The following is a 25,250-nucleotide window of genomic DNA, read 5'->3' as shown; positions in this document are numbered from 1 at the left end:
GAAGGGAATCAAGGAGTAGGACTATGGGCTTTATCTTGTGGCTGATCATCGGCGGCATTGCTGGCTGGATCGCCGGTAAGGTTATGCGTGGCGGCGGCTTCGGTATCCTCGGCAACATCGTCGTCGGCATCGTCGGCGCCGTGATCGGCGGCTTCCTGTTCAGCCTGCTGGGGTTGTCGTCGAACGGGTTGATCGGATCACTGGTCGTCGCCACCATCGGGGCGATAATCCTGTTGTGGATCGTTGCCAAGGTCAAGAAGGCATAGCACGGATTCATATCTCGATCGGCCATGCTGATCGATTGTCGTGACGGACGGCCGCGCTTCTGCGCGGCCGTGTCGGTTTAGGGCGAACGCGATGCGCCGCTGACGTGTCTACCCGGTAGAATCAGGTACACTAGCGCCTTTTGACGGCCAGAGATCTGCAACGGATGCTTGATTCATCGACCGCCACGCGCAAAGAACGTTTTATAGGGCTCGAATGGCTGCGTTTCCTGCTCGGCCTCTATATCGTCATTTTCCACACGCTCCATAACTATCCCTCCATACGCGAATGGTCGCATTACGTGACCGATATCGGTTTTTTCTCGACCAGTGCGTTCTTCGTGCTATCCGGCTTTCTGCTGACGCATGTCTACCTCGACTCTTCCGATCAGATGCGCGAGCCACGCAAGAGCTTCTGGCTGAAGCGGTTCTCGAATCTTTATCCCATTCATATCGGATCGCTGATCCTTGCCATGTCGGTCTCGGCGCTGGTGGGCTATCTGGCGATAGCGCCCGGAGATAGCGACATCTCGCTGAGATTCGTGGTCTACGACGTCAACAACGATATCGGTCAGCTGGACTGGAAAAGTCTCAATCACACCATGGGATCGCTGGAAACCGGCATCAACCTGCTGCTCAACCTGACCCTGTTGCACGCCTGGAACCCGCTGTACCTGACTTTCAATCCGCCGTCCTGGTCGATTTCGGCGCTGTTCTTCTTCTATCTGACATTCCCCTGGCTGGCGCCTCGCCTGCGTCGAGTGCGGAACCCCCGTCGCGCCATGCTGCTGGTCAATCTGATCTATCTGATCCCGCCGCTGTACGTGATCCTGACGACAGACTACGGCGTGCCGGAAACCGGCATTCTGCATCGCAATCCGTTGATTCGCCTTCCCGAGTTCGTCGCCGGAATTTTGCTCTGCACTTTCTACGCGCAGCGCAAGGCGCAGGGACGGCTGATGTCTTCCGGTCAGTGCTGGTTGACGCTGATGGCGGTTGCGGCAAGTGTCGTGGCCGCGGTCTATCTGCTGGGGTTGGGACATGCGTGGTACTACGTCCTGCACAATGGCCTGCTGCTGCCTTCCCAACTGGCACTGATCTATGTGGCGGCGCACTGGGGTGAGCCTCGTGACCCCCGGCTGATGCGGCTGGCCTCCAGGTTGGGCGGCGCATCGCTGCCGATGTTCGCGCTGCATGTGCCACTCTACGCGGTTTTTTCGCGTGTCGAGCGCGTGCTCTCCGGCGATCCCGGCCTGTGTCTGACGGATTTCAGAGGCTGTCTGGCGGCGGCGGGAGAGTTGCACCTGTGGCTCTATCCGCTGTTCCTGATTCTGACCGTGCTGTTCTGTGTGCTCTTCCAGGAGCAGTTCGTGGTGCGGGTCAGAAAATTCCTGCTACGCCGTCTCTTGGGCAAGGCGCCGCGCACTCACGCCGAGAAGATGAGCTGACGTCCGCTGCTCGGTCGCGCGCCGGCCATCGGCGCGCGACGACCTTTCCGTTATACTATGCCGCCGCAAGCGCACTGCCATGAGCCACTTCGGCAGTGAGCGCAAGCCGTCTCTCGTAGCACGAGGTTTCTCTTGAGCGAACTTCTCGTCCCGTGGTGGGCCCAGCAGCTGACGCTGTGTGGCTGGCCTCTCGTCAGCGATCCCCGACTGGCGCTCGATGCCGTACAGGCGCACTCGCGCCTGCAGTCACTGGGGGTCGGGGGGCGCGACGAGTTTGCCTGGCGCCTGTGGGAGAGCGGTGGCGACGCTCGGTCACCATCGTTCGCCCGGTTGGCGGCCCTGGAGCTGCTCGCGCTCGGGAGTGCGGCAAATTGGATTCGCTCCCCCTTTACCGACGCCTGGCTTGCCATGCTGGCCCGCGGCATTGTCGCGCAGGCGCCCACGCTCAAGGCCTGGCTGCAGTCGCTCGCCCCCTTGAACGACCCGGCGCTGGATGCCGCCGGGCGCGAGCTTCTGGCTCGCGAGCGTCAGCAGCGTGGCGCCTCATGGTCTGCGCTTCGCCACCGCCTCAAGTCCACCGATTCACCGGCACCCCAGAATGCCGCCGGATTCGATTCTCCCCCGTCCTGGTCTGCCGATCTCTGGCCGGACGGCCTGTGGCGAGCCAGGGCTGCCATGGCGCCGGTACTGGCCTGGCCGGTCGATATCCCACTCGACGAACAGCGACAGTATCGGACGCTGCTGCGCGAGCAGGACGACGTCGGGGGGCGTGAAGAGCTCATGACGCTGCTGTTCTGGCTCGCGGGGCAGGGGCATCGCTATGGCTGGGATCTGGACGCCGTGCGGATGTCACGTCAACGCCCCGAGGCGCAGCTCGAGTGGCTCTCGGGATTGAACGATCAGCACGATTATGGTCGGGTGCTGCTGGCGTTTCTGGCCGATGCGGAGCCGCTGGAGTGGGCGGCATGGGACTGGTTCCGACTCATCGATCAGGCGTATCTCGGCCATTGTGCCGGGTGGCTGACGACGCAGGAGGCGGAGCGGTTCGCGAGCCATGGCATCGACCTCCTGCAGCAGCGCTATGCGGACTGGGAGGCAGCGGCTCGGGCGTATCAACGGGGACGCAGCCTGTTCGAGGGGCGAGACCTGCGGCCCGTCTTCGATGAGGAGTGGGGCGGCCTGCTCTCCGCCGACACCAGTCCATGGGCGGTCCCGCTCGCCGATACGCTGGAGGAGGGGTTGCGCGAGTCGTCACGCGAGTTTGTTCGACAGTACCGCGAAGACCCCGGCTGCTGGGTATTGAGCGTTGCCTCGATCCGCGACCCGGATCTGGTCCACCGTCGATCCCTCGGCGAACCGCTGGGACCGGAACGGGTCCAGGAGGCGGAGCGCTATCTCGAAGAGGTGCTGGGCCTGCGTCGGGAAGAGGGCACCGCGGGGCTGGCGAGGTTCTGGATGCCAGCTCAGGCGCATCACCTCAACCAGCTGGCCGCCGACTCCCGCCATACCGCCACTCGCCGGTCGCCGCTGGTGGCATCTCGGCGATTGGCCGTCTGTGCGGATCACGCGGCGACGATCACGATGGCGGAAAAGTACGCATTCTATCTGGTAATGGCGTCGGACAGCGGACGCTATTCGACCGTCGAGATCGAGGCTCTGGCGCAGTCGCTGTGTGACGTGCTGAGCCGCTTCTACCGCGATGCCGAGAGTCTGCTCTCGGCATGGCAGGTCTGGGAGACCGTTCTGAGCGAGGATGAAACGCCGGAGGAAGTATCGCTGGCGGACGATATCGCCTGGCATCGGCGCGATCCCGGCTCCCCCTTTCACTGGCTGACCCCGTCGCGGTCGCTGACGTGGCTCGAGCCAGGGGTGCGGCCGACGTTGACGCGGTTCACCGCGATCTCGCTGGCGGGACCGCTCAACGAAGCGCTATGGCAGGCGCCGCAGCCGCTGGCGCCCCAAGACAGAGAAGCGCTGGGGGATTGGGTCGAGCATCAGTATGCGCTGCAGGGGGCCGCGGGGCTGGTCGACTTCCTGGATTTCCTGGCCGAGGCGGGAGACCGGCAGGACTATCAGATCAACTATGCTCCCTACACCCTGAATCGTACTCGCCTGGAAGCGGAAATCGCGATTCTCGAATCGGGGGCATGCGCGGAAGAGGACCGCGTCCACCTGATGCGGCTGAAGCACGTGCGGGATAATGCCTGTCACTGCAACGATCAGGACATGACGGCATGGGATATCGCGCAGCTGGTCGATCTGGCGCTGGCTGGTCGGCAGCTCGACTGGCTCGCCGAGGATCGCCTCGCGCACTATCTCGATGCCGCCATGCGTCTGGCGGAGCGCCACTACAGCAACTGGCGGGATTATGCCGAAGGGCTGTACAGCGGCTTCGGATTCTTCATGGACGATACGCCGGAGCGCGACGCTTTCCTGCAGCGCTTTCGCGAAGCGCTCACAGCCTGGCTGGAGGCGGAGCCCTTGCTGGCCGGTGCTTGGGCGAGTCTCGATTTTCCGGGCAGCCCCATGACGCACTGGACATCACTTCATGTCGACATTCTTCCCGGTGGACCCAGTCTTTTACATTAACGGCGTTCATTAACCGAGAACACTCGCCAAAGCGTTTTCAATGACATATGATCTCCGCTGTGCTACGCCCGCTGGAAAGAGGGCGTGGCTTTTTTCTGTCCGATTGATCATGATTCGAGCCCAATACAGGCCGTTCTGGCGGTGACACCTCGTCGAGGTGTGTCACCACCACAGCGACTCCAATTCGCCGGATGATTCGTCATGAGTCGTCGAAAAAGGCGGTGCCCGTAATGGCTCACAGGCGAACGAGGTCGCGCTGAATGCTAAGACGCACAGCCATGGGGTTGGCACTGGCGATAGTCATATCCGGTTGCTCCGCCCCTGTAAAACAACAACAAGTCAACGCGCAGTATTCACTCCCCCTGGTCAAGACTCGCACCGTTGCGGTCGATATTCCCAAGAGTGTCCCGCCGGCACCCCAGAAGATCCGGGACTTCCGGCCGCAGAGCGTCTCTCCAGCGGTGATCCGGAAGGCCCTGCTGGACGAACATCAACGGTGGGTCGGAACGCCTTACGTGCTCGGCGGAACGACGCACCGTGGTATCGACTGCTCTGCGCTGATGCAGCACGTGTTCGGTGAGGCCTTCGCTTTCGAGCTACCGCGGACGACCGAAGAGCAGGTTCTGGAGGGTGATCGGGTCGCGGAACAGAATCTCAAGGCGGGGGATCTGGTCTTCTTCCAGCCACCTGGACCCTACAATCATGTCGGCGTCTACGTGGGCGATGGCTACTTTCTTCACGCTTCCTCGTCGCAAGGGGTGAAGCTGTCCCGCCTCGATAACGTCTACTGGAAGCGATATTACTGGCAAGCGCGCCGTCCGGTCGAACGAACGCAACTGGCTCAGCGAGTCATGCTGGCCAACGAAGGTTGAATCGGGGCAGGCCGCGCGCTGAGGATTTCCGTCGCGGTCTCGCCCCGGTATCCGTTCCACCGGGGGCGCAGCGTCGAATCGGCGTAACACGAGCATGAAAAAAGGGCAGCCTCCTGGCTGCCCTTTTTTGTGGGGGGCGTACCCCCACCGATAGAACTGGCCCCCGGCGGGAGGCCTGTTCGACGATCAGTGCTCGTGACCACCTTCGCCATGGACGTGGCCATGGGACACTTCTTCTTCGGTCGCTTCCCGCACTTCGGCAATCTCGACATCGAAGTTCAGCTTCTCACCAGCCAGGGGGTGGTTGCCGTCGACCGTCACGGTGTCGCCTTCCACCTTGGTCACGGTGACCATCAACGGTCCTTCCTGGGTCTGAGCCTGGAACTGCATGCCGGGCTCGACAGCATCAACGCCCTGAAAGGCGTCCCGCGGAACTTCCTGGACCAGCGCCGGCTGGACTTCACCGTACCCTTCGCTCGGCGCGACGGCGACCTGAAGCTTGTCACCGCTTCCGTGGCCCTCGAGTTCTTTCTCGAGCCCCGGAATGATGTTGCCCGCACCGTGTAGATAGGTCAGCGGATCGCGACCTTCGGAACTGTCCAGGACCTCTCCTGCATCATTGGTCAATGTATAGTGGAACGCGACCACGGAGTTCTGGGCAATCTGCATCTCGGAACCTTTGCGTTTGTGCATGTCTGTCACATCCTAACGCGCCACGGCCTTTCTGTCAGGTCGCAATGACCGTGAAGTCGGGCCGATCGGGCGCTTATCTCGAACGGCGTCCATGGTAGTTGCGCCACTTCGAGGGTGTGGTTACCCTGACCCCACGACCAATTACCGTGATTTTGCGGCCGAGGAGAAGTTCGTCATGACCGTGTTCGTCGTTTGGCTCGTTGCCTTCGCCGTTTTTCTTTTTCTACTTCTCAAGGCTTGGGATGGGGCGCTTGGCGCGATGGTCAAACGCCGGTTGCCGACCCAGTTGCAGGGGGATCCCGCCCAGGACCGCTGGGTCATGTCGACGGCGCTGGCGGTGCTCGGCGCGACGTTCATCATCAAGCCGGTATCCATGCTCCTGACCTTGATTCTGCTGGCCATCGGAATCTGGGTGGGGTTGCGCGTCGCCTGCTGGGCGGTGCGTAAAGCCAAGCTGCATTGAATAGGGTCTCGGTCGCCTGGAGCGGCCCACGCAGGTAGACGGGCGATGCCGACAGCATCGCCCGTCGTGATTTCTGGGCCCGCTGCCTAGAGCCAGGTGGAAACGGTGATCGAGCCGAACTGATCGCCATCGTCCTGAGTCTCGAACTCGTGCGTCCGCCACACCGAGCTGTAGGTCAGCTGCCAGCGATCCCAGGATACGGCGAGGCCGAGTTGGGCATCCCCTACCCAGGGGCGCCGATCCACCGAGTGGCTATCCTCGAAGGTGTTGCCGTCGAGCAACATGTTGTAGGCCATCAGCCGACCTTCGAGGTTGGCGAACAGGTACCAGTTGAAGCCACTATCTTTCTCGAAAAAGACCCTGCTGCCCTGGGAGGGCGCCACGGCCGGCACGCCGAAGCTCTCGTCCAGCCCCTGCCCGATACGCAACCCGAGGCCGGTCGCACCATAGGTGTAGAGGTTGCCGACGGCCAGGCCGACCGACGGCCCATATTCGGTTTCCAGCGCTCCCAGGTTGCCCTGTTTCCACCAGGCGGTCTGGTAGGCGACATTGACGAAGGGCTCGTTGTGCAACTGATTGTGCCAGCCCTCGGCTTTGTCGCTGTCGACCAGATGGTGAAAGTTGTTCTGTACCGTATGGCCACCCGCACCCGGGCCGACAAGGCCGACGTCGAAATACACGCCACTGGTACGTCGCCATCCGCTCAACTGCTGGTCATCGAACAGGGAGAGTCCGGCGTAGAGCACGCCGGCGTAGGGGCGATCGTTCTCGATCAAGCCTCTCTCGTCGATGTCCTCCGGCGTATAGATCTGCTGTCCGAACCGGTAGGAGGCACCGTCCAGCGAGGCGGCACTCCATCCAGGGATCAGCTCCGCGAGGTCGCGGGTCCAGTGGTCCCGTGAAGGTCTGAAGGACCAGTCGGCTTCGATACCGTTGGTGTAGTGACCGTCGTCGCCGCTGGCGAAGATATCGTTTTCCGACTTCAGCGTCAGGATGCCATCCGCCCAAGCGGTGCTGGAAATGGCTGCCAAGGCCATGGCAAGGCCGGTTCTCGACCAGAGTTGTCCCTTCATGTTCCGCCTTATTCCCTTAAAACGAATGATTGAATCTGCGGGACATACAATAGCGTACGTAAAACGTCGAGAATATAGAAAATTAGTATCACGCTAACAGAAAGCGGCGCCCGAAGGCGCCGCTGGTATGGGATCTGGCTGTCGTCGTGCAATCAGTAGGGCGCGACGCTGACGCTGGAGCCACTGGCGACCAGCTTGACACGCTGGCCGACTTGCCAGTTGCGGTCCGCCTTCTGGACGACCACGACGTTCTGGCCGCTGTCCTGTCGAATCTCCAGTTCGTAGCCATCGACGCGGTCGGTGGCCTGCTGGATCTTGCTGCCCGCCACCGTACCACCGAGGGCGCCGGCCGCGGTCGCGATCGTGCGGCCGGAGCCACCGCCGACCTGGTTGCCCAGCAAACCGCCGATGACTGCACCGCCCAGGCTGCCCAGCACGCTCTCGCCGTTGCCACCCTGGATCTGTACCGGGCGTACCGACTGGATGGTTCCGTAACTCACGGACTGCGCCGTGCCCGCTTGATCTCCCCGGTAGACGTCACCCGAGTAGGTCGAGGTGTTGGTACAGCCCGCCAGAGCCAGCAGGCCCATGACCAGTGCGGGAGCGATGAGTCGTTTCATGATGATTCTCCTTAACATCCAGGTATGGCTTCGTGCCCAGTACATTAAAACAGTGTTCTAAAACTAGTCCAGTGCTAATGGAATCCATCGGCACTGTGCCCAGCACGGATTGAGTGTAGGAGCCACTGGCAATTCCTGCCTCTCACTCCTGGGGATCCCGGTCGCTGTCGGCGAAGCCCAGGCTGCCGCTGTCGACGAGCGTCGCCAACAGGCGCGCGCCGCCTGGATGGGTGAGTGCACTGGCGTCTATGGGAGCGTTCGACGCCAGCATCCGGGCCAGCTCTAGAGGGCAGTCGACGGCATCGCCGTCGACGAACAGGGTGGCGTTGGCCTCGTCCAGACGGTGCCAGGCGAAACGTGAGCCGAGGCTGCGAGTCAGTTCGTCGCCGCCCTCGAGCGCGGAGCGCAGCGCTTCCGGTGCGGTAGGGGAGTCCGGCGGGGCCAATTGATCCAGATATTTGGGCTGCGTCATGGCACGCCCGAACCATTGCGCCATCTGATCGGGTCGGTCGATGACGTCCAGCAGTAGCCGGCGAACGCGGGCCACGGCCTGCTCGTCCAGCTCGCCCGACGCGAACGGTGGTTGCAGGTCGGGGTCGGCATAGCGGTGGCCGTCGCCGAGCTGTTCACCGATGTAGTCGGCGAAGGAAGTGACGATCTCGTCGGCGGAAGGTGCCCGGAAGCCGATCGAATAGGTCAGGCAATCGTCGGCTTCGCTGATACCGTGATGAGCTACGCCGGGGGGAAGGTAGAGCATGTCGCCGGGCTCCAGTACCCACTCCTGGTCGGCCTGTACGGTGAAGTCTTCGAGGATGCGCAGGTCGATCCCGTGGATCAGCCGGGCATCCGCGCCGGGGCTGCCGCCCAGCTGCCAGCGCCGGCGTCCGCTGGCCTGCAACAGAAAGACGTCGTACTGGTCGACGTGCGCGCCAACGCTGCCGCCTGGCGGCGCATAGCTGACCATGATGTCGTCGAGTCGCCAGCTCGGCAGAAAATCGAAGGACTCCAGCAGTTCGGCGACTTCCGGCACGTAGTGGTCCACCGCCTGTACCAGCAGCGACCAGCCGCTGGCGGGCAGACGCGCGAAGGTCTCGTCATCGAATGGCCCGTGGCTGACCTGCCACGCCTTGTCCGGCCCTTTCTCCTCCACCAGCCTGGCCTCGATTCCCTCTTCACAGGCGAGGCCTGCCAGATCGTCCGGTTCCAGGGGCGAAACGAAGTCGGGGAACGCACCGCGTATCAGTAACGGCGATTTCTGCCAGTGCTGACTGAGGAACTGGGCGGGGGTGAGGCCACCGAGCAGCGTACGTGGCTTGTTGGCGGACGTCATGTCGGTCTCCTGGACGAAAACGTGTATGGCGCGCTCAGAGCGCCTTGGCCTGATCGATGGCGTTGCCGATGTAAGTCGCCGGCGACAGGGCCTTGAGTTCGGTCTTCACCTCGTCCGGCAGCGCCAGCGTGTCGATGAAGGCGGCAAAGCCGGCCTGGTCGATGCGCTTGCCGCGAGTCAGCTCCTTGAGCTTCTCGTAGGGCTTCTCGATCCCGTAGCGGCGCATGACGGTCTGGATCGGCTCGGCCAGCACCTCCCAGCTCTGGTCGAGATCGTCATCGAGACGCTGGGGATTGGCTTCCAGCTTGCCGATACCCTTGAGTGCCGCTTCGTACGCGATCAGGCCATAGGCCAGGCCGACGCCGAGGTTGCGCAGCACGGTAGAGTCGGTCAGGTCACGCTGCCAGCGGGAGATCGGCAGTTTCCGGGCCAGGTGATCGAGCAGCGCGTTGGCCAGCCCCAGATTGCCTTCTGAGTTCTCGAAGTCGATCGGATTGACCTTGTGCGGCATGGTGGAGGAGCCGATCTCGCCCGCCACCGTGCGTTGCTTGAAGTAACCGAGAGAGATATAGCCCCACACGTCGCGATCGAAATCGATCAGGATGGTGTTGAAGCGGCTGATGGCATCGAACAGCTCGGCGATGTAGTCGTGGGGTTCGATCTGGGTGGTGTAAGGGTTGAACGTGAGTCCGAGCGACTCGACGAAGGTGCGGGCGTTCTCGGCCCAGTCCACCTCTGGATACGTCGCCAGGTGCGCGTTGTAGTTGCCCACGGCACCATTGATCTTGCCCAGCAGTTCGACGGAGGCTATCTGCTTGAGCTGCCGCCTCAGGCGATAGGCGACGTTGGCCATCTCCTTGCCCAGCGTGGTGGGGCTGGCGGTCTGGCCGTGCGTCCGTGACAGCATCGGCTGTTCGGCATGCTGGTGGGCCAGACGGGCGATCGCATCGTGGACTGCCTGCATCGTCGGGGTCAGGGCATCGAGGCCGTCCCGCATCATCAAGGCGTAGGACAGGTTGTTGATGTCCTCGCTGGTACAGGCGAAGTGCACGAATTCCGTGATCGCGTGGAGCTCCGGCTGATCGGCGATGGCCTCCTTGATGAAATACTCGACCGCTTTCACATCGTGATTGGTGGTGCGCTCGATGGTCTTGATGCGCTCGGCATCGGCCAGCGAGAAATCACTCACCAGGGTGTCCAGAAACGCCTGCGCCGTGGCGGAAAGCGGCGGCACCTCGACGATGCCGGGATGGGCCGCCAGACGTTCCAGCCAGCGGACCTCGACGGTCACGCGCGCCCGGATCAATCCGAACTCGCTGAAATGTTCGCGCAGCGGGGCGGCCTTGGTGGCGTAGCGGCCGTCGACAGGGGAAAGGGCGGTCAGTGCGGAGAGTTCGATCATCGTGGGTTCCCGAGACATCGCGCGAGCCAGCAGCTCGCGATTGAGAGATTCGTGCGGCTCGATTCATGGGCTCGACGTCAGTGAGCGTCGAGCTGCCGCAGGGTGCGCCGGATGGCGCTCCGCTGGAAGATCAGGCGCCAGCGGCGGCCCCCTTGCTGGTGCCAGAGGAGGGCGAAGCGAACGCCGGCGAGCAGGGCCGTGCGGATGCGTTCCGGCATCATTCGACTCTGCAGCAAGCTGGGTTCGCCCTGGACCACGATCCGATAGCGGAAGGTGGAGAGTGTCTCCTGGTAGAGCTCGCCGAGGCTCGCGATCACGTTCTCGTGGGTTTCGCCGAAGTGCTCGGCCTGACCCTGGACGCGCCCCAGCCGTTGGCCGAGAGTCTCCATCATGGCGCTGTCCTTGCGTAGCTTCTGCATCAGCAGCACCATCGAGAAGCCGTAGCGCATGACAGCCGGCTGCGCGCTCTGGCGTGACATGACTGCCAGCAGCGTGTCGATGCCCAGACGCAGGTTGTTGTGGTGGCCGCCGTAGATCGACTCGAAACTGGGCGGGTCGGTGTCTAGCGTGGCGTGAATAAGGGTGTTCCAGGCGCGCTCGTCGCACTGCCCGGTGCGGGCCAGTTGATCGACGACGGATGCCGCCTGGAAGACGCCGGCCAGGGCCAGTGCCTGTCGGCCGTTGCTATCGAGCGGTGCCGATTGAATGGGCGTCGGGTTCATGCCGAGCGCTGGCTCCCTGTCATGGCGGAGGGGGTGTCGGTGAGTTCGGCGACGGCGGCGCCATCGTCGGTTCCGGTGGCGCGAATGACGGCGCCGCCCAGGCAGACTTCGCCATCGTAGAGCACCAGCGACTGGCCTGGCGTGACCGCACGCTGTGGGGTATCGAACCGGACCTCGAGTTCGCCGTCGGCCAGCAGCGTCACCTCGCAGGGAACGTCGTGCTGGCGATAGCGGGTCTTGGCGCTCAGGCGCGACGCCTCGGGGGGCGTTCCCGCGATCCAGGCTGCCGGCTCGCAGTAGACGACATCGCTGTAGAGCAAGGGGTGCTCGCCCTGAACGACCAAGAGGACGTTGCGCTCGAGATCCTTGGCGGCCACGAACCACGGATCCTCGCTGTGGTTCCTCAGGCCGCCGATGCCCAGGCCGCGTCGCTGGCCCAGGGTGTAGTACATCAGCCCCATGTGTTCGCCGATCAGGTCACCTTCAGGCGTTTCGATCCGCCCGGGCTGGGCGGGGAGATACTGCTTGAGGAAGTCGCTGAAGCGCCGCTCACCGATGAAGCAGATGCCGGTGGAGTCCTTCTTGCTCGCCGTCGCCAGACCGTGGCGCTCCGCCAGGGCCCGCACCTGCGGCTTCTCCAGCTCGCCGACGGGAAACAGCGTCCTCTCGATGGCGGCTCCGGGGACCGCGTGCAGGAAATAGCTCTGATCCTTGTTGCCATCCAGCCCCTTGAGCAACCGAGCCCGACCGTCGTCGTCGAGCCCTCTTCGCACGTAGTGACCGGTCGCGATCAGGTCGGCGCCAAGCATTTCGGCGTAGTCGAGAAAGACTTTGAACTTGATCTCGCGGTTGCACAGGATATCCGGGTTGGGCGTGCGCCCGGCCTGATACTCGGCAAGGAAGTGTTCGAAGACGTTGTCCCAGTATTCGGCGGCGAAGTTGGCCGTGTGCAGCTTGATCCCGAGGGTCTCGCAGACCGCCTCGGCGTCCGCCAGGTCGGCCATGGCGGTGCAGTACTCGGTGCCGTCGTCCTCGTCCCAGTTCTTCATGAACAGGCCCTCGACGTGGTAGCCCTGCTCCAGCAGCAGCAGCGCGGTCACGGAGGAGTCGACGCCACCCGACATGCCGACGATGACTTTCCGGGGGCCTTCGCTGGATGAGTGCGCGGTATCGCTGAATGCGCTGGCTGTGGTCATGACGATTTCCGGGGCAGGTGAGGGCGGGTCGTGAGACCCTGCGCGCCAGTGGCGGTGCCCGGCGAGCGTGCAGGATCCGATCAACGACCGACTCGGATGAGCGGCCCGCGATTATAGCCGAAAGCGGGGGATCGCATCGAGTCCATCGGCAACTTCCCGGGGGCAGAGCGTGCAATGACAGGCGGCGAGGCCGAGTTCGCTTCCCGGTCAGCGCTCGCGAATGACATCGAGCGGGTAGCGGCGACCGTCGCGCGTGTCGCGCAGCCGCTGCATCACGACCGGGCTCCTCAGCCGATGGCTGCGGTCGAGATCGTCGATCTCGTCGAAAGTGAGCCAGTGGGTGCCGATGATTCCCTTGTCCAGCGTATTGCCCAGATGGGCCAGTGGCAGGCTGAGAAACGCATGGCTGTGGAAGGTGAGGCCATCCGACGTCTGGTGGACGTAGAGCCCTAGATAGTCGGTGATGGCGACCTGCCAGGCAGACTCTTCGCGAACTTCTCGCTCGGCGGCCGCGATCAGGCGCTCACCCCGTTCCAGGTGGCCCGCGGGCTGGTTGAACAGGCTGAACGGGCCGCCGCGATCCTCCTCCACCATCAGGTAACGACCTGCTCGCTCCACCACCACGGCAACGGTCACGCGAGGCGTCCAACGGTTCATGTCATCATTCTCCCGACTCGATGCTCTGCCCTCGACATCCGGCCGTGGGACTCCAGCCGATCATACCCGGTCTACGCCAATTCGAAAGCCCGCTATCGGATTGGTGTGCCGGACGTCTGCCTGCTTCGCGATGATTCAGCGCTTGCGAGGGGAGTTCGAGCGCCGGCTCGTGTCGCGCCCGGGCGAATGCCGCGGGACGTTCACCGTCTCGCTGCGCCAGTGGCCCGGCGGCAGGTCGCCGAGCCGCCACGGTCCGATGCCGACGCGGATCAGCCGCAGGGTCGGATGACCCACGTGTGCGGTCATCCTGCGTACCTGGCGGTTGCGCCCTTCGCGCAGTTCTATCTCCAGCCAGGTCGTCGGCACCGAGGGCCGGTAGCGTACGGGAGGATCGCGGGGTGGCGGCTCCGGTGGCGCCAGCCGTCTGACCTTGGCCGGGCGAGTCGGTCCGTCCTTGAGGATGACTCCCTCGCGAAGCGCCTTCAGGGCGCTCGGGTCCGGCTCGCCTTCCACCTGAACCCAGTACTGCTTGGGCAGCTTGTGCCGGGGATCGCTGATGCGGTGAATCAGGGCGCCATCATCGGTCAGCAGCAGCAGCCCCTCCGAGTCGTAATCGAGACGACCGGCGGGGTAGATACCGGGCACCTCAAGGCAGTCGGCCAGTGTTCGCCGCCCACGAGCGTCAGTGAATTGGCAGAGCACGTTGTAGGGTTTGTGCAGCAGATAGATTCGACTCATGGCGCGCCGCCCCCGGCCTTCCTGGCCGGCTCCCGGGGCGCTCCCGAAGCGTTGCCCCATGGCGGGCAGCGGCGATCGAGACTATTTTCAGGGAAGGCTTGCATACCGGCTCCATCGGCCGCATCTTCAAGGAACTTCGGGTCTTCAACGGTATCCAATACCTCATCGAGTCCCGGCTTGCCGTATCTGAGCCGATGCATCCAGGGATTCATCCTTACTATGTCAGAGATCTCAAACAGAGTGTCGCCTTACCTTGCCAGGGAGCCGGCCCGCACGGGTATGACGCGTCCTCCCGACCCTGAACACGACGAGCAGGGTGATGTTGCCGAACAGGTGTCGGATCCGCAACTGGCGCCGCCGCCAATGTACAAGGTCGTGCTGTACAACGACGACTACACCCCGATGGAGTTCGTCGTCGAGGTGCTGCAACGATTCTTCGCCATGGACAGCGAGAAGGCGGTTCAGATCATGCTGGCCGTCCACACGCAGGGGAAAGCGACCTGCGGCATCTTCACCCGTGACGTGGCGGAGACCAAGTGTCACCTCGTCAATGAATATGCGAAGGAGTGCGAGCATCCTCTCATGTGCGACGTGGATGCCGCAGAGTAGATGGCGGACACACATCGTCGACGCTTTTGTCTTCGAAGACTTGCGAAACCGCTGTTTGTGCCCGATTGTGAAAGTGCCGACCGACGCCCTCAGTGGCTAAAAGGGGACTGCCATGTTGAGTAAAGAACTTGAACTCACCCTGAACACGGCCTTCACCGTGGCGCGTTCCAAGCGACACGAGTTCATGACCGTGGAGCACTTGCTGCTGGCGCTTCTCGATAATGCCTCGGCAGCCGACGTGCTGAATGCCTGTGGGGCGAATCTGGAAAAGCTTCGTGCCGATCTGCAGGATTTCATCAATTCCACGACACCGTTGATTCCCGAAGAGCAGGAAGACCGGGAAACGCAGCCCACGCTGGGCTTCCAGCGCGTGTTGCAGCGCGCGGTCTTTCATGTCCAATCCTCCGGCAAGAGTGAGGTGACCGGCGCCAACGTGCTGGTGGCGATCTTCTCCGAGCAGGAGAGCCAGGCGGTCTACTTCCTCAAACAGCAGAGCGTGGCACGGGTGGATGCGGTCAACTACATCGCCCATGGCATCTCCAAGGTCGCCGGTCATGGCCAGGCCCAGCAACCCTCCCAAGAGTCCGAGGACGGCGAGGAAGCCGCCGGTGAAAACGGGCAGAGCCCGCTTTCCAACTATGCGACCAATCTCAACGACCAGGCCCGGCTGGGCAAGATCGATCCGCTGATCGGTCGTGACCACGAGCTCGAGCGCGTGGTGCAGATTCTGGCCCGTCGACGCAAGAACAACCCGCTGCTGGTGGGCGAGGCCGGGGTCGGCAAGACCGCCATCGCCGAAGGCCTGGCCAAGCGAATCGTCGAGGAAGACGTGCCGGACGTAATCGCCGATGCCGTGGTCTACTCGCTGGACATGGGCGCGCTGCTCGCGGGCACGAAGTACCGCGGCGATTTCGAGAAGCGGTTGAAAGGGCTGCTGGCCGAGTTGCGCAAGCAGGACAACTCGATCCTGTTCATCGATGAGATTCACACGGTCATTGGCGCTGGCGCGGCATCGGGCGGGGTCATGGATGCCTCCAACCTGCTCAAGCCGCTGCTCTCCTCCGGCGAGCTGCGCTGCATCGGCTCGACCACGTTCCAGGAGTTCCGCGGCATCTTCGAGAAGGATCGAGCGCTGGCCCGTCGTTTCCAGAAGGTCGACGTGCCGGAGCCGACCGTCGAGGATACCATCCGCATCCTCAAGGGGCTGCGAGGCCGTTTCGAAGAGCATCACCAGTTGAAGTACACCGATGGCGCGCTGGAAAGTGCAGCCCGCCTGGCCGATCGCTATATCAATGATCGTCACCTGCCGGACAAGGCGATCGACGTGATCGACGAGGCCGGCGCGCACCAGCGCCTGCTACCTCCGGAAGCGCGGATCGCGACCATCGATGTCGATCAGGTCGAAGCGGTGGTGGCTTCCATTGCGCGCATCCCGCCGAAGAGCGTTTCGACTTCGGACCGCAAGCTGCTCTCGAATCTGGAGCGCGACCTGAAGATGCTGGTGTTCGGCCAGGATGAGGCGATCACCAGTCTGTCGGCGGCGATCAAGCTGTCTCGTGCCGGTCTCAAGTCGCCGGACAAGCCGGTGGGCAGCTTCCTGTTCGCTGGCCCGACCGGCGTCGGCAAGACCGAGGTCGCTCGGCAGTTGTCGCACCTGATGGGGATCGAACTGGTCCGCTTCGACATGTCGGAGTACATGGAGCGCCACACGGTATCGCGTCTCATCGGGGCGCCCCCGGGCTACGTCGGTTACGACCAGGGCGGCCTGCTGACCGAGGCGATCACCAAGCAGCCGCACTGCGTGTTGCTGCTCGACGAGATCGAGAAGGCGCATCCGGAAGTCTTCAACCTGCTGTTGCAGGTCATGGACCATGGTCGCTTGACCGACAACAACGGCCGCGAGGCGGACTTCCGGCATGTGATCGTCATCATGACCTCCAATGCCGGCGCCGAACAGATCTCTCGTCGCTCGATCGGCTTCCAGACCCAGGATCACTCGACCGATGGTATGGAGGTGATTCGCCGGACCTTCACACCGGAGTTCCGCAATCGCCTGGACGGGATCATCCAGTTCCACGGTCTCGAGCCATCCATCGTACGCAACGTCGTCGACAAGTTCCTGGTCGAGTTGCAGGCTCAGCTCGACGAGAAACGGGTGCAGCTCGATGTCGATGACGACGCCCGCGTCTGGCTGGCCGAGAAAGGGTACGACCCCGAGATGGGGGCGCGCCCGATGGCCCGAGTCATCCAGGAAAAGCTCAAGAAGCCACTGGCCGAAATGATCCTGTTCGGCGACTTGGCCGAGAATGGCGGCATCGTCCACGTGCGGGTCGACAACGACGAGTTGCAGCTCGAGACCGAAGCCGAACTGGCCTAAACCGTTAGCAACAGCACGACAACGCCTCGCCATGGCAACATGGCGAGGCGTTTTTGGATTCGTATCATCTCTGATTGCCCGCCTGACGGAGATAGAATAACAGGACTGTTCCTGAGGGCGGGAAGCCGTTCGGGGAAGGCGGAGCCGAGACAGGCTCGCGGATTAGCGAGAGCGGTAGACGATACGCCCTTTGGAGAGGTCGTAAGGAGTCAGCTCGACCTTGACCTTGTCGCCGGTCAGGATGCGGATGTAGTTCTTACGCATCTTGCCGGAGATATGGGCAGTCACGACATGGCCATTCTCCAGTTCAACGCGGAACATGGTGTTGGGAAGCGTGTCGACGACGACGCCTTCCATTTCGATATGATCTTCTCGTGCCATATAGGCGATCCCTCTTGAACGTGTTGAGAACGGGGCTTAGTTTGAGGGCCTGACACGGCGCCTCGCGGTTGGCTATCGACGCGGAATGCCGCGAAAGGCACGGGTGCCATTCACGTCATCATCGAGCCAGCCCGCCCTTGGGCCTCTGAAGTGCGCGATATTATGGGCTATCTCGCAAGGGAAGGCAAAAATACGTGGTAAATCGAATGGATCTCGGCTCATGACCGATCACCGGGCCTGCAGTGCGGAAGCTTTCGAACCGGTTAATCGTCTCTCCACCGTTCGGCGCTACAGAGGCGGGTCGCAGCGCTGAGTTCAGGAGCCTGGTGCGATACGGTTCATCGGTGTCATTACAGCGCCTTGGCCGGGACCATGCGCTGCCAGCGCCCCCCATTGAGATACTCCAGCGGTTGATAGTCCTGCTTGTAGCGCATTTTCTGGCAGGCGCGTATCCAGTACCCGAGATAGAGATAGGGTAGTCGGCGCTCGCGTGCCAGCTCGATCTGGCTGAGTATGGCGAAGCCGCCGAGAGAGCGTCGCTCGAAGATGGGGTCCGGGTCGAAAAACGTATAGATCGCGGAGAGGCCATGACCCAGGCAGTCGGTGGCAGCCACTGCCATCAGATGATCGCCCAGCCGGAACTCCAGCAATTTGGCAAAAGGGTGTGCCTGGGTCAGAAACATCCGGTACTGCTCGCGGCTGGGGGGAAACATGTCGCCGTCGGCGTGTCGGGCGCGAATGTAGCGGGCGTATAACGAGTAGTGTTGCTCGTCGAATACCGTCGGGCGCCATCGCGTGGTGATATCTCGGTTACGGTTGATCAGTTTGCGCTGGGTTCGGCTGGGGGTGAAATCCTCGACCGGAATTCTGACGGAAGTGCAGGCACTGCAGGCCTCGCAGTGGGGGCGGTAGAGGTTGCTGCCGCTACGCCGGAAGCCCAGCAGGGTGAGGGCGTCGTAGACCTCGGGCGCGACCGTTTCCTCGGGGTCGAGAAAGAGTGTCGTCGCCTCCCGTCCCTTCAGGTAGCTGCAGGGATGGGGCACCGTCAGGAAAAAACGAAGATCGCGTGCCTGACGTTGCGGGTTGTTCGCATTGTCGCTGCTCACGGTGGCTCCGTTGGCCAGAGGTCGGCCGGGTTGGGTGAGTTGACGTTGCCTTCAAGGTAGTCGATGAACGTCTCCCGGGCGATGTCTCTGGCACCCATGCTGGCCAGATGTGGTGTATGCATCTGACAGTCGATCAAGGCGAAATCGTGCAGTCGGAGTCGCCGCGCCAGATGGACCAGGGCGACTTTCGAGGCGTCGGGGACGTGGCTGAACATCGACTCCCCAAAGAAGACGCGACCGATCGAGAGGCCATAGAGGCCGCCCACCAGCGCTTCCGCCTGCCAGACCTCGACACTGTGCGCGTGTCCCAAACGGTGAAGATCGAGATAGGCCTGCCGCATGGCATCGTCGATCCAAGTTCCTTCCGCATCCGCGCGAGTCTCGGCGCAGGCGGTGATGACGCGCTCGAAGGCGTGATCGAACGTCACCACGAAGCCACCGTTGCGAAGCCGTTTGGCCAGACTTCTGCGGACACGGATCTCCTCGGGGAAGAGCACCATGCGTGGATCGGGGGACCACCACAGGATCGGCTGGCCCTCTGCATACCACGGAAAGATGCCTTGGCGGTAAGCGCTCAGTAGCCACTCCGGTGTCAGCGCGCCCCCGGCGGCCAGCAAGCCATCCGGTTCATCCAGCGCTTTGGCAACGGGTGGGAAGGCGACGAGATGAGGTGGTAGCCAGGGCAGCATTCAGGGGACCCGATGAGAAAGCGATCCACAGCATAGCAAACACCGGAAGCGTGATCCTCGGCATACCTTTGCCGAAAGGAGCATCAAGAATAGTCCAGCCATTGCCGATAGATTCTCGACTCCTCAAATTGTGGAAAGAATCATGGCTGCACTCCGACAACGCCTTCATCATGCCAGCATCGGCACCAAATTGGCCATCATTGTCGCCCTGTTGCAGGTTGCCGTGCTCATGGGGTTGGCTTTCGCCATGGCCCAGGCGAGCACGTCGCAACTGCGCGAGGCCACGACTCGCGAGTTGAAAACCCAGCAGGACTCGGTTTCCGCCATGCTGTCGCTGTTCGACTACAGCCTTCAGCAGCAGGCTGACCGGTTCCTGAATATCTTCTCGGACCAGTACTCGGGGCGGTTCGCGCTGAGTCCGGACCAGCAGGTCGAGGTTTCCGGGCGTCAGACACCGACGCTCAGGGATGGGCTCGAGGTGCTCAACGACAATACGTGGAAGCTCGATCGCTTCAGCGCGCAGACCGGCACGCCGGCGACGATCTTCGCCCGCGACGGCGACGACTTCGTGCGCATCTCCACCTCTCTCAAGGACCAAGATGGCAAGAGGGCGATGGGAACGCTGCTCAACCGGGAGTCCAAGAGTTACGCCAAGCTGATGGCGAACGAATCCTATATCGGACTCGCCAAGCTTTTCGGCACGCCCTACATCACCAAGTATCAACCGATACTGGATGGTGACGGCAAGGTGGTGGGGGCACTATTCGTGGGGGTCGATATCAGCGCCGAGATGGCCCAAGTCCAGAATCGCATCCGCGAGATGGGGATTGGCAGCAGTGGTTACACCATGCTGATCTCCGCCGCCGGGGATCATAAGGGGGACGTCATCGCGGGAGGGCCCTTCGAAGGACAGAACCTGCTGAATTCCGCTGACGCCGACGCCTTTGCGCCGCTGTTCGCTCAGGAATCCGGCGAGATCAGTTACGTCTCCGGCAGCGGCGACAATCGCTTGGCGTTCTACTCCCGCTATCCCGAGTGGCAATGGATCATCGCCGGTTCGGTGTCGGTCGACGAGATCGAGGCCGGTGTCATCGCTGCTCGCGATCGCTTCCTGTTGATCGCGCTGGTGCTGGCGGCGGCGTTGAGTCTGACGCTCTACTGGATTGCCAAGCAACTGGTCACGAAGCCGATGAACCGTGCCGTCGGCCTGGCCCAGGCGCTGGCAGAAGGGGATCTGTCGCAGCGAATCGAGACGCGTCGTCGTGACGAGATCGGCCAACTGGTCGGCGCCATGAACGGCATCGGCGATGGCCTCGAGCGAATCGTGGGGCAGGTGCGTCACGCGGTCGTGGAGACCGAGAACCATACGCAGGAACTGGCCTCGGGGAACGCCGAGCTCTCCTCGCGTACCGAGTCCCAGGCAGCGAGCCTCGAGGAGACCGCCGCCAGCACCGAAGAGATCAACGCGACCGTGCGCCAGAACACGCAGCGGGCGCAGGAGAGCGACGAGCAGACCCGGCAGACCGTGCTGGCCGCGGGCGAGGCCCAGAACACGGTCGAAGCCACGTCTGACGCCATGCAGCGCATCGTCGGGATGGCAAAGCAGATCTCCGAGGTGGTCGGCGTGATCGACGGCATCGCCTTCCAGACCAACCTGCTCGCGCTGAACGCCTCCGTCGAGGCCGCCAGGGCCGGCGAGCATGGCAGAGGCTTTGCCGTGGTCGCGCAGGAGGTTCGTGGTCTGGCCGAGCGCTGTTCGACCTCGGCGCAGGAGATCAAGGCGCTGATCGGGCGGACTGTCGACGAGGTCGACAACGGCAATCTGCGGGCTGCGGAGGCTGGGCAGCGGGTGTCGGAGATCGTGTCGCAGGTGGAGCGTATCAGCACCCTGATTTCGGAAATTCGTCTGGCCTCCGAGGAGCAGTCCCACGGGATCGAGCAGATCAACCAGGCCATCGCGCAGATCGACGAGACCACCCAGAGCAATGCGGCGCTGGTTCGTCAGTCCAGTGCTTCGACCCAGCAGTTGAACGAACAGAGCCGACGGCTGGCGGAGACGGTCTCGGTCTTCCGGCTGCGCGACGGTTCGGCCATAGATCGGCAGGGGGCGGACCTGGGGGCTCCCACGGCCAGTCTGACCCGACATGGTTCGACGGAGGAGCCCCTACCGGCTTGATTTGACGTCGTCGATTCGGTCGACACTCGACGCAACCCGCGCCCCCTGTGATGTCGGCGCGGGCCCCGGTATGATGGCGGGTTGAAAACACCGGGCCCGTCTTGGGGCCGGTCATTGATCGCCAATGCCGCGAGCGGAATGGAATGCCGCCAGCGGCGTGGCAGTTGACTGCGCTACGCCACGCCATACCGGGCGCGAGGGGGTTGATCATTTGAGTGCCAAGAGTTCGGCCAAGAAGAGCCGTCGTTCATCGACGCAAGCGCAAGCCAGGGAGCAGGCGCGCCACGTGATCATGCGCCTGCAGGGCGTGACTCGCGAGGGCGCCGTGATTCTGCTGCTCGCCATCTGCGTTTTTCTCCTGTTGGCTCTGTTCAGCTATACACCCACGGATCCTGGCTGGTCGCACAGCGGGCCGGACCAGTCGGTCTCGAACTGGATGGGCAAGATCGGCGCCTGGTTGTCCGATGTCCTCTATTCGCTGTTCGGTGCCAGCGCGCTCTGGTGGCCTGGCATGTTCGGGCTGGGCGCCTGGCGGCTGATGCGTCAGGCCCAGGTTCAGATTGCCTGGGACCCGATGGCGCTGGCCGTTCATACCGGCGGGCTACTGCTGTTGCTGATGAGCACGACCACGCTGGGTGACCTGCATTTCTACAGCGCTGCCAGTGACCTCCCCAATCAGGCGGGTGGCATTCTTGGTCGTGGCATCGCCGACTCCCTGACTGCCCTGGTGGGCGTGCGGGGAACCACCCTGATTGCCATTGCGGCGTTCATGTCGGGTTTCACGCTGTTCACCGGCATGTCGTGGCTGACGGTGATGGACGAGCTCGGCAGTTCGTTGAACCGGCTGTTCCACTGGACTAAGTCACGGGCCAGCGAGCGCCGCGAAGCGCGCCAGAACCGACGATCCGACAAGGCCGATGCCCGCCGGGACAAGGCCGAGTCGACGATCCCGGATCGGCCTGATGACCGGGTCGATGCGGTCGTGGCGGACGAGGACGAACCGCCGGCCAAGCCATCCTGGTGGACCAAGTGGCTGCCATGGCACAAGGCGCCCGATCTGGAGCGCTGGGACCACGACGAGTTGGAGCATGCCCGTCAGTCACGCCAGGAGCCCGGCTGGGAAAACGTCGTCGGCGCCGGCGAGGGCCTGGAACATCGCGACTCCTCGATGTGGCGCCACGATGGCCGGACCGACATCCCGTGGGACGTGCCGGCGCGAACGCCCTCCGCCAAGCGCCCCGAGGCTTCTTATACCGCCCGTCAGCAGCGCGACGAAGCGCGCGAGCCGACGTTGGGCCGTCTGCCCGCGACCGACGCCGACGCCTCACCGCGAACGATGACGCGTGGCGAACCGGGGCGGCCGGTATCTTCCGATCCGATGACGGTGGGCCGGATATCGGCAACCGACGAACCCGCCGCCACGGCCGCCGACTCCTCGACCGCGATGGCCGCGGCCTCGCAGGCGGGTTCGGCAGCCGACTCGACCGCTTCTCCGGAAAGGATGCCCTTCCGGGCCGACGTCACACGACGGCGTATACCCGATGCCTTCCAGGCCCCGGGAGAGACGTCTTCTTCTCCGAGCGGCGCTACCGGCAGTGAAGCGTCGTCGAGCGAGACTGCGCGTGACGACCTCGACGATCGTCGCCCCGAATCGCCGGTCAACGGGGTCTCGGCCCGCGACGACGATGCGCCGGTCCAGCAGTGGGGAATTCGCGCCGAGCGCCACGATCCGGCGGTGGATCGGCATCACGCCACGATATCGCGGGACGATGCGCCCGAAGAGACGGTCGAACGCGCGGGCGAACCGGAACAGCCGGCGCATCGGCGCACCGGTGTCGACTGGAGCCATATCGAGGCGGAGAGCGGCGACATGCCGGCGGACCCGACGCTTTCCTCGTCCCTGGCCGATGAGGAGCCTCGTGTCGAGGGGGCGGCGCGGCAGCGCCAGGAGCCGCGTTTCGATGTCGCCGACGAAGAGCGGCATGACGTGCCTGGTCCGGTCTCGCCGGAGCGCCAGCCGCCGCGTTTCGATGTCGCCGACGAAGAGCGGCATGACGCGGCCGGCCCGGTCTTGCCGGAGCGCCAGCCGCCGGCCGCGCCAGCGCCGCCCGTCGCTCGCCCCGATCCCGCGACACCGGCCGCGCCGAGTACGATACCGAGCGGTGAAGGCCCGCTGGCCACCGCGGATCAGGCCAGAGCGGCTGCCGAGGACCAGCCGACGCTATGGACCGTCGAACATCTGCAGAGCCAGCGTCCGGTGATGGACGATCTGCCGGAGCCGAGCGGTAATCTGCCGTCGATTCGTCTGACCACGCCCGCCGACCCAGAGCAGCCGAACTACTCGCCGGAACAGCTGGAAGACATGGCCGAACTGCTCGAGATGCGGCTGCGCGAGTATGGCGTCAAGGCGGAAGTGGTGGAGACCTGGCCGGGGCCGGTCATTACCCGGTTCGAAATCCGCCCTGCGGCCGGAGTGAAGGTCTCCAAGATCAGCAACCTGGCCAAGGATCTGGCGCGCTCGCTGATGGTCAAGAGCGTGCGCGTGGTCGAGATCATCCCCGGTAAACCGACCGTCGGGATCGAGATTCCCAATCCGCATCGGGCGATGATTCGGATTCGCCAGGTACTGGACTCGGACGTCTATCAGCATGCCGAGTCGCCGGTGACGCTGGCGCTCGGGCACGACATCGGCGGCAAGCCGGTGGTCGCCAATCTCAACAAGATGCCCCACCTGCTGGTGGCGGGCACCACCGGTTCGGGCAAGTCGGTGGGGATCAACACCATGCTGGTGTCGATGCTGCTCAAGGCGACCCCGGACGAAGTCCGAATGATCATGGTCGATCCCAAGATGCTGGAGCTCTCCGTCTACGACGGTATTCCTCATCTGTTGGCCCCGGTGGTGACCGACATGAAGGAGGCGGCCAACGCACTGCGCTGGTGTGTTGCCGAGATGGAGCGACGCTACAAGCTGATGGCGGCGATGGGGGTGCGCAACATCGCCGGATTCAACGCCAAGCTCGACGAGGCCGAAAGCCATGGGGCCCAGGTTCAGGACCCGCTGTGGGAGCCGCAGCCGTGGGAGATGCACCAGCCGCCGCCGACACTGGCGAAGCTGCCTTACATCGTCGTGGTGATCGACGAGTTCGCCGACATGTTCATGATCGTCGGCAAGAAGGTCGAGGAGTTGATCGCGCGGCTGGCCCAGAAGGCGCGGGCGGCGGGCATTCACCTGATCCTGGCCACCCAGCGGCCGTCGGTCGACGTGGTGACCGGGCTGATCAAGGCCAACATCCCCACCCGCATGGCGTTCCAGGTGTCGTCCAAGATCGATTCGCGCACCATTCTCGACCAGGGCGGTGCCGAGAACCTGCTGGGGCACGGCGACATGCTCTACCTGCCGGCGGGGGCCGGCATGCCGCAGCGCGTCCACGGCGCCTTCGTCGATGACGACGAGGTGCACCGCATCGTCGAGGACTGGAAGCGCCGGGGCGAGCCCGAATACATCGAGGAGATCCTCTCCGGGGGCGTTTCCGCGGACGCTCTGGCCGGGCTCGAGGCCGAGGGTGGCGGCGATGGCGACGATGCCGAGCAGGACGCGCTCTACGACGAGGCGGTGCAGTTCGTCACCGAGACCCGTCGGGCGTCGATCTCCGCCGTGCAGCGCCGTTTCAAGATCGGCTACAACCGCGCGGCGAGACTGGTCGAGGCGATGGAGCAGGCGGGTGTCGTCTCGTCCATGGGCAACAACGGCTCCCGCGAAGTCTTGGCGCCGCCCCCCGTCGGGCACTGATTCGAGCGGCCACGAGGAATTAAACCCCGTGGCCGTTTTGCTGTCCTAGCATTCAC

Annotated in this window: 21 protein-coding genes; 9 read left to right on the top strand and 12 right to left on the bottom strand. The window is 63.5% G+C overall.

The window, feature by feature from the left end:
* Window positions 1-23 precede the first annotated feature (23 nt).
* The 4 genes from DOM56_RS16555 to DOM56_RS16540 all read left to right on the top strand — a co-directional run bounded on the left by DOM56_RS16555 (window position 24) and on the right by DOM56_RS16540 (window position 5,172).
* Complete coding sequence (locus DOM56_RS16555) at window positions 24-266, top strand: GlsB/YeaQ/YmgE family stress response membrane protein (RefSeq protein WP_071233199.1); 243 nt, start codon at window positions 24-26, stop codon at window positions 264-266.
* Between the two features lie 164 nt (window positions 267-430).
* The gene (locus DOM56_RS16550; protein ID WP_110600742.1) at window positions 431-1,711 is read left to right on the top strand and encodes an acyltransferase; all 1,281 of its coding nucleotides are present in this window, start codon (window positions 431-433) and stop codon (window positions 1,709-1,711) included.
* A 132-nt stretch (window positions 1,712-1,843) separates the two neighbouring features.
* On the top strand, window positions 1,844-4,300 hold the full coding sequence (locus DOM56_RS16545; protein ID WP_110710146.1) for a YbeU/YbeR family protein: 2,457 nt from the start codon (window positions 1,844-1,846) through the stop codon (window positions 4,298-4,300).
* Between the two features lie 260 nt (window positions 4,301-4,560).
* On the top strand, window positions 4,561-5,172 hold the full coding sequence (locus DOM56_RS16540; protein ID WP_110710145.1) for an NlpC/P60 family protein: 612 nt from the start codon (window positions 4,561-4,563) through the stop codon (window positions 5,170-5,172).
* Between the two features lie 186 nt (window positions 5,173-5,358).
* On the opposite strand, the gene slyD is transcribed toward DOM56_RS16540, so the two are convergent.
* A complete protein-coding gene (slyD, locus tag DOM56_RS16535; RefSeq protein ID WP_110601121.1) occupies window positions 5,359-5,841 on the bottom strand; it encodes a peptidylprolyl isomerase in 483 nt (160 codons plus the stop codon).
* Between the two features lie 199 nt (window positions 5,842-6,040).
* Between slyD and DOM56_RS16530 the strand changes: the two genes are divergently transcribed.
* Entirely contained in the window at window positions 6,041-6,328 is a 288-nt protein-coding gene (locus DOM56_RS16530; RefSeq protein ID WP_110710144.1) for a hypothetical protein, read from the top strand.
* An 86-nt stretch (window positions 6,329-6,414) separates the two neighbouring features.
* On the opposite strand, the gene DOM56_RS16525 is transcribed toward DOM56_RS16530, so the two are convergent.
* From DOM56_RS16525 to DOM56_RS16490, 8 genes are all read right to left on the bottom strand, one after another.
* Window positions 6,415-7,401 (bottom strand): lipid A deacylase LpxR family protein, encoded by a 987-nt coding sequence (locus tag DOM56_RS16525; protein ID WP_110710143.1) that lies wholly within the window; start codon window positions 7,399-7,401, stop codon window positions 6,415-6,417.
* Window positions 7,402-7,553: 152 nt separating this feature from the next.
* Window positions 7,554-8,021 (bottom strand): glycine zipper 2TM domain-containing protein, encoded by a 468-nt coding sequence (locus DOM56_RS16520; RefSeq protein ID WP_110600753.1) that lies wholly within the window; start codon window positions 8,019-8,021, stop codon window positions 7,554-7,556.
* Window positions 8,022-8,163: 142 nt separating this feature from the next.
* Window positions 8,164-9,351 carry a cupin domain-containing protein gene (locus tag DOM56_RS16515; protein WP_110710142.1) on the bottom strand — a complete coding sequence of 396 codons (1,188 nt, stop codon included), beginning with the start codon at window positions 9,349-9,351 and terminating at the stop codon, window positions 8,164-8,166.
* Between the two features lie 34 nt (window positions 9,352-9,385).
* Window positions 9,386-10,750: an adenylosuccinate lyase gene (gene purB, locus DOM56_RS16510; protein ID WP_110710242.1), complete on the bottom strand. Its 1,365-nt coding sequence runs from the start codon at window positions 10,748-10,750 to the stop codon at window positions 9,386-9,388.
* An 80-nt stretch (window positions 10,751-10,830) separates the two neighbouring features.
* Window positions 10,831-11,475 (bottom strand): high frequency lysogenization protein HflD, encoded by a 645-nt coding sequence (hflD, locus tag DOM56_RS16505; protein ID WP_110710141.1) that lies wholly within the window; start codon window positions 11,473-11,475, stop codon window positions 10,831-10,833.
* Entirely contained in the window at window positions 11,472-12,671 is a 1,200-nt protein-coding gene (mnmA, locus tag DOM56_RS16500; RefSeq protein WP_110710140.1) for a tRNA 2-thiouridine(34) synthase MnmA, read from the bottom strand. The genes hflD and mnmA overlap by 4 nt, the downstream gene beginning before the upstream one ends.
* A 207-nt stretch (window positions 12,672-12,878) precedes the next feature.
* Window positions 12,879-13,328, bottom strand: a complete 450-nt coding sequence (locus tag DOM56_RS16495) for an NUDIX hydrolase (RefSeq protein ID WP_110600760.1) — start codon at window positions 13,326-13,328, stop codon at window positions 12,879-12,881.
* Between the two features lie 135 nt (window positions 13,329-13,463).
* Window positions 13,464-14,066 (bottom strand): pseudouridine synthase, encoded by a 603-nt coding sequence (locus tag DOM56_RS16490; RefSeq protein WP_110710139.1) that lies wholly within the window; start codon window positions 14,064-14,066, stop codon window positions 13,464-13,466.
* Between the two features lie 279 nt (window positions 14,067-14,345).
* On the opposite strand from DOM56_RS16490, the gene clpS reads away from it, so the two are divergent.
* Together clpS and clpA are read left to right on the top strand one after the other, a co-directional pair.
* Complete coding sequence (gene clpS, locus DOM56_RS16485) at window positions 14,346-14,675, top strand: ATP-dependent Clp protease adapter ClpS (protein ID WP_232822337.1); 330 nt, start codon at window positions 14,346-14,348, stop codon at window positions 14,673-14,675.
* A gap of 112 nt (window positions 14,676-14,787) precedes the next feature.
* Entirely contained in the window at window positions 14,788-17,052 is a 2,265-nt protein-coding gene (gene clpA / locus DOM56_RS16480; RefSeq protein WP_110600764.1) for an ATP-dependent Clp protease ATP-binding subunit ClpA, read from the top strand.
* A 162-nt stretch (window positions 17,053-17,214) separates the two neighbouring features.
* Here the strand turns inward: clpA and infA are convergent, their stop codons facing one another.
* The 3 genes from infA to aat form a co-directional block, all read right to left on the bottom strand.
* On the bottom strand, window positions 17,215-17,433 hold the full coding sequence (gene infA / locus DOM56_RS16475; RefSeq protein ID WP_013332816.1) for a translation initiation factor IF-1: 219 nt from the start codon (window positions 17,431-17,433) through the stop codon (window positions 17,215-17,217).
* Window positions 17,434-17,783: 350 nt separating this feature from the next.
* The gene (locus DOM56_RS16470) at window positions 17,784-18,539 is read right to left on the bottom strand and encodes an arginyltransferase (RefSeq protein WP_110710137.1); all 756 of its coding nucleotides are present in this window, start codon (window positions 18,537-18,539) and stop codon (window positions 17,784-17,786) included.
* A complete protein-coding gene (aat, locus tag DOM56_RS16465; protein WP_110710136.1) occupies window positions 18,536-19,228 on the bottom strand; it encodes a leucyl/phenylalanyl-tRNA--protein transferase in 693 nt (230 codons plus the stop codon). Before aat ends, DOM56_RS16470 begins: the two co-directional genes overlap by 4 nt.
* Window positions 19,229-19,370: 142 nt before the next feature.
* On the opposite strand from aat, the gene DOM56_RS16460 reads away from it, so the two are divergent.
* The gene (locus tag DOM56_RS16460; RefSeq protein ID WP_110710135.1) at window positions 19,371-21,404 is read left to right on the top strand and encodes a Cache 3/Cache 2 fusion domain-containing protein; all 2,034 of its coding nucleotides are present in this window, start codon (window positions 19,371-19,373) and stop codon (window positions 21,402-21,404) included.
* Window positions 21,405-21,696: 292 nt separating this feature from the next.
* Complete coding sequence (locus DOM56_RS16455; RefSeq protein WP_280951303.1) at window positions 21,697-25,194, top strand: DNA translocase FtsK 4TM domain-containing protein; 3,498 nt, start codon at window positions 21,697-21,699, stop codon at window positions 25,192-25,194.
* Window positions 25,195-25,250 lie beyond the last annotated feature (56 nt).

Source organism: Salinicola sp. CR57 (genome assembly GCF_003206585.1).
In the GTDB taxonomy this organism is placed as follows: Bacteria; Pseudomonadota; Gammaproteobacteria; order Pseudomonadales; family Halomonadaceae; genus Salinicola; species Salinicola lusitanus.
The sequence above is the reverse complement of the archived record's forward strand: the minus strand, read 5'-3'. Positions and strand labels throughout refer to the sequence as shown.